The sequence below is a fragment of the Microcystis sp. LEGE 08355 genome, assembly GCF_015207185.1.
Classification (GTDB): domain Bacteria; phylum Cyanobacteriota; class Cyanobacteriia; order Cyanobacteriales; family Microcystaceae; genus Microcystis; species Microcystis panniformis.
Map to the genome: position 1 here is coordinate 1 of NZ_JADEXI010000395.1, position 4,384 is coordinate 4,384.

Sequence of the window (4,384 nt, forward strand, 5' to 3'; positions counted from 1 at the left end):
TGGCCGTACTGTCCCCACTTTCCAATTTAGCTAATGCTTCATTGACCTTGAGCGATTTTCCCGTTAACCGATCCCTAATCTTTCCCCATAATACAGAAATTTTCGCCACAGTCTCCGCCGTAAAACGCTCGGCCAAATCTCCTGTACCTGATTTAACGAACTCCTGGATTGCTAACGTTACCAACACAATCGCGCTTAAAGGTTCAGTCATATTTAACTCCTTTGGTGTTTGGGTTGAAATACAATATTTGGGGTCGAGGTTTCTTATACCATGATTATATAGTAAAGATCGCTTCGGTGGGGTCATGGTTGATACAGTTTAATGCAGGTATCACTCTCTCGTCATGAAATAATTATTAATAACAGAAATCTCCCTCGTACTAAGCACAGCTTCCTTAAGCTATTGCCCATTTAAACTGGGTGTTATAGTGTTATAAAACCAACTAGGAAACTGGCTCTTTCCCTGCCCTCATCTGGTCTTAACGGATAATTTAGATAGGTCAGCAGTTTAACTCGCACAAATTTTTAACTGGGATTGTTGCTATACTGGTGGCTCTTGACAAAAGATCATGTTAATTATTTTTCTGATGAGGATTATTAGTCACCTTTTCATGTACTATGGATCTATGGCAATATTTTTGAAGGATCACGATCGATGCAATCCCTAATGCTCAGAGTTAAAACTGCTTGGAGAAGTAAAAAAATAAGGGGAATTATATCGCTCCTATTGCTTTTTATCTTGATGCCAATTTTTCTTTATGCTTGTTTTAGTGATCTTCCTACTCAATCATCGGAGCAACTGCAGGGAACTCTCTCGGTTTGGTATCCAGAAGAGGGAAATTTAACTGAAGTACTAGGTCTCGGGTTGCAAGAGTTTGAAAAATTAAATCCGCAAGTGACAATTCTCGAACAAGCTATTCCTGTCGATGAGATACCCGAACGTTTTTTTAAACAATCTCAAAGCGGATTGGGTGCGAGTGTTATTCTAATTTTTTCGAGAAATATACCCAGATTAGTATCTCAAGGAATACTGGAGGAAATTGACCAGAAAAATCTAGATTTATCTATTTATTATCCTCCAACCCTGAAACAAGTTAGCTATCAAGGAAAAATCTATGGCATTCCCTTAGGTTCTCGTACCAATGTACTGTGTTATAATCAAAAAAAATTACAAGTTAGTCCCGATCCGGAGCTAAAGCAACCTCCCACCAGTTTAGAGGGATTAGTGGAACGTGCGCGCAAAGGTTATTCTGTGGGGATAGTTTCCTCTTTTGAAGATACTTTTTGGGGAATGGCAATTTTTGGCGGCTATTTGTGGGATGATCAAGGCAGGCTGCAACCTCGCCTATATGGTTGGGCAAAATGGCTAGAATGGCTAAAATTTGCTGCTTCACAGCCTAATTTTATCCTCAATCGTCAACGGGAATTACTCCATGATGCTTTTGCTAGAGGCCGCTTAACCTATTATGTGTGTAGTTCTATTGAAATTGCCGATTTAAAAAACAGTCTACAAGATGATCTCAGAGTCGCTTTACTTCCCCAAGAAACTCAAGGTAAAGCAGCACCAATTCTCTATACACGGGTGATGGTATTTAATCGCAATAATAGTGATAATGAAAATCGTTTGGGATTAGCTTTAGGAAAATTTCTCACTAATCCCGAACAACAATTACAAGCAATCACCCAAACAGAAAGTTTTATTCCCACTAATCGACGGGTGCAGATCGAAGGAAAATTACTACCGATCGAATCGGTATTATTACAACAATCTCAAAATGTCGTGGCAGTTCCTCTGGATGATTGGGAAAAGTCGAATCAAATTTTAGAACAAGGAGAATTTTGGTATGAAAGAGCGATCGCCGGAGAAATATCTTCCTCAGCAGCGGCCGAAAAACTGACACTTTATATTCAATCAGGTCTTGATTAAGAAGTCGGGAAAATAAATTAACATGAACAACAATATCCCCTCTCTTTCGGAGATAATTGCTAACCAATTATTATTTTTAGGACGCAGAAATGTTCAAAATCAATTAACGATCATTTTTCTGTCTTTAATTCTTGCTTGGTTATTATCAAAATGGTTATGGTCTTACTTAGAAAAAAGATTTCCTCACGTTACCAGTTTGATCCATAGTGATGAAAAGTTAACCCTCCGTCAATATTTTGCTATCCTGATACAGTTTCTTAATTTTCCAGTTATTAGCCTAATTTTACTTGACTTAAGTTATCTAATTTTTTTCGGTCAAAACTGGACAAGAGGAATGATTAGTTTATGCATAAAATTAATGTGGTTTTATTTAGTTTATCGTGGTTTATTAGCTGGATTATACGCCAAGTTTTCCGTCAAGACAATTAAATATTATCATTTGCGGCTTTTAGCACCTTTATTGCTATTATTACTCCTGAGAACAATTATTAGTTTCTACAATAATATTCAGGAAATTGCTCAAGTATCTCCCTTTAATTTATTTAATAGTCCGATCACATTGAGAAGCATATTTATTTTGATAATAGCTCCCTATTTTCTGGTAATTATTGTTATTCTTATAGAAAGTATAATTCTGAGTATTACTAATTTAAATCAGCAAGCTAGTCGCGGTGAAATTGAAGCAACTTTACTTTTAGGACGTTATTTTTTCATTGTCTTAGGTTTTATTCTCATCTTGGGTTATGTGGGAGTTAATGCCACGGCAATAGCGGCAATTACTGGCGGTTTATCGGTGGGTATTGGTTTCGGTATGCAGCAAGTAGTCAGTAATTTTATTAGCGGTATTTTACTATTATTTGAAAAAGTTCTCAAACCTGGTGATATCATTAATATTGAAGGACAGACTTCTCAGGTAAAAAAGCTAGGTATTCGAGCGACAACAGTGCAAATTCTTACAGACAATTCCGAAAAAATTATTCCCAATCAAAAGTTTTTTACTGAGGATGTCACCACCTATACGGGTAGTGATAACTTGATTTATTGTTCAATTGTTATCAGAGTTGGTTATAATTCTAACGCACAACAGGTAATGAATTTATTGCTAGACATTGCTGATCAACATCCTCACATACTTAAAAAACCGCAACCAGTAGCCTTTTTTCTTAATTTTGACGATTCTAGTTTAAACTTTGAATTAAAGTTTTGGTTGGATGATGTCAACAGAAAAAAGCGAGTAATTAGTGATATTAATTGTGCTATTCTCGCCAAGTTTACTCAACAGGGTATCGAGATTCCCTTCCCGCAACAAAATATTCACATTCGCAATGATTAGCAATTTATTCTGGTCAAAAACCCTAGCTGATTATTTTCATCTGAAGATATATCAATTCCACTTATTAAATCCATGTATTTATTGTTTTTTATTAATAGTTAATGTCTTGACATAAGATAGTATATTCAGAGATACTCAATCATATAGAATCAAAATCTCCCAGATTAATTTATCGAGGTTTTGCTGATGCTTTTTCGTCCTACTTGGCTTGGTACTTTATCGCTTGTCCTTGCCTTAAATTTGCCCCTTAGTGCCTCAGAAACCTGCGTCCCGATACCTTTGATCGGTGGTCAAGGAAACCAAGTAACCAAGACCGTTTCTCAACCGACCGTTCCTACTGTGTTCGGTGTCGATATCACTCGCAATAACTGGAATACCGATTGGGCGGTTCCGAGCGATCGCAACTGGCAAAAATTCGTGGCCACTATATCCTCGGATGAGGGTGGTTCCTTCGATATTCAGATGTACCTCAAGTACAGCGATCAAACCACGGGACAGTTTTTTAACCAACAAGATGTACGGATCGACCCGGGTAAACCCCTGACTATTACCGCCACACCGGAACCCAACGATGAACCCTATCAAGTCAATCTTTTTATCGGTGGTGTCAACCATTTCGGCAAGACCTACACGGTAACTGTTGTCGGCTGCTACCGCTAGAGCGTTTTTTTAATAGTGAGGAGTGAAAAATTATGGGATTCTCGCCCTGCCGCCTGCTGATCTGGACTTTGCTCGGTTTATCGTTTCCCGTCCCCAGTGTTCTTGCCGAAGCGATAGATGACGGGAAAGCGATCGCTCCCCTGACCGTTGCCCCTTCCTTCTGTGAGGGTTTTACCCCCTTGACCAATAGGGTCGCCCCCTTGGTATTCGAGGGGGAAACCCGAACCGAGGAATTACCCGACAGTGCCTGTGCCAAGGATCTGGCGGGAGTAGGAGCGCCCGTTTTGCCAGCCTCTCCCCCCACAGAACCCACCCCAGCTGCGACCCCGAACGCACCGGAAAATCCCGCTCCCCAAGGCCAAGAGGATCGAGGTTGGCAGATTAAATTTCAGCCCTACGCGACCATTCCGATCAATACCTACGGAACCGCAACGGCCCGGGGCCGTACCGTCAACTATCATCTG

Annotated in this window: 4 protein-coding genes and 1 pseudogene; 4 read left to right on the forward strand and 1 reads right to left on the reverse strand. The window is 39.6% G+C overall.

The features are described 5' to 3' along the window. Positions 1–211 (reverse strand): hypothetical protein (locus tag IQ242_RS17735; protein ID WP_193960881.1); only part of this gene is annotated, 211 nt, incomplete at its 3' end. Positions 212–655: 444 nt separating this feature from the next. On the opposite strand from IQ242_RS17735, the gene IQ242_RS17740 reads away from it, so the two are divergent. From IQ242_RS17740 to IQ242_RS17755, 4 genes and pseudogenes are all read left to right on the forward strand, one after another. Then, complete coding sequence (locus IQ242_RS17740) at positions 656–1,927, forward strand: extracellular solute-binding protein (RefSeq protein ID WP_052276505.1); 1,272 nt, start codon at positions 656–658, stop codon at positions 1,925–1,927. A gap of 22 nt (positions 1,928–1,949) precedes the next feature. Then, positions 1,950–3,260 (forward strand): mechanosensitive ion channel family protein, encoded by a 1,311-nt coding sequence (locus tag IQ242_RS17745; RefSeq protein WP_193960882.1) that lies wholly within the window; start codon positions 1,950–1,952, stop codon positions 3,258–3,260. Between the two features lie 186 nt (positions 3,261–3,446). After that, entirely contained in the window at positions 3,447–3,920 is a 474-nt protein-coding gene (locus tag IQ242_RS17750; RefSeq protein WP_081417847.1) for a hypothetical protein, read from the forward strand. Between the two features lie 32 nt (positions 3,921–3,952). After that, positions 3,953–4,384: pseudogene (locus IQ242_RS17755) on the forward strand (chromosome partitioning protein ParA); the annotation flags it as partial.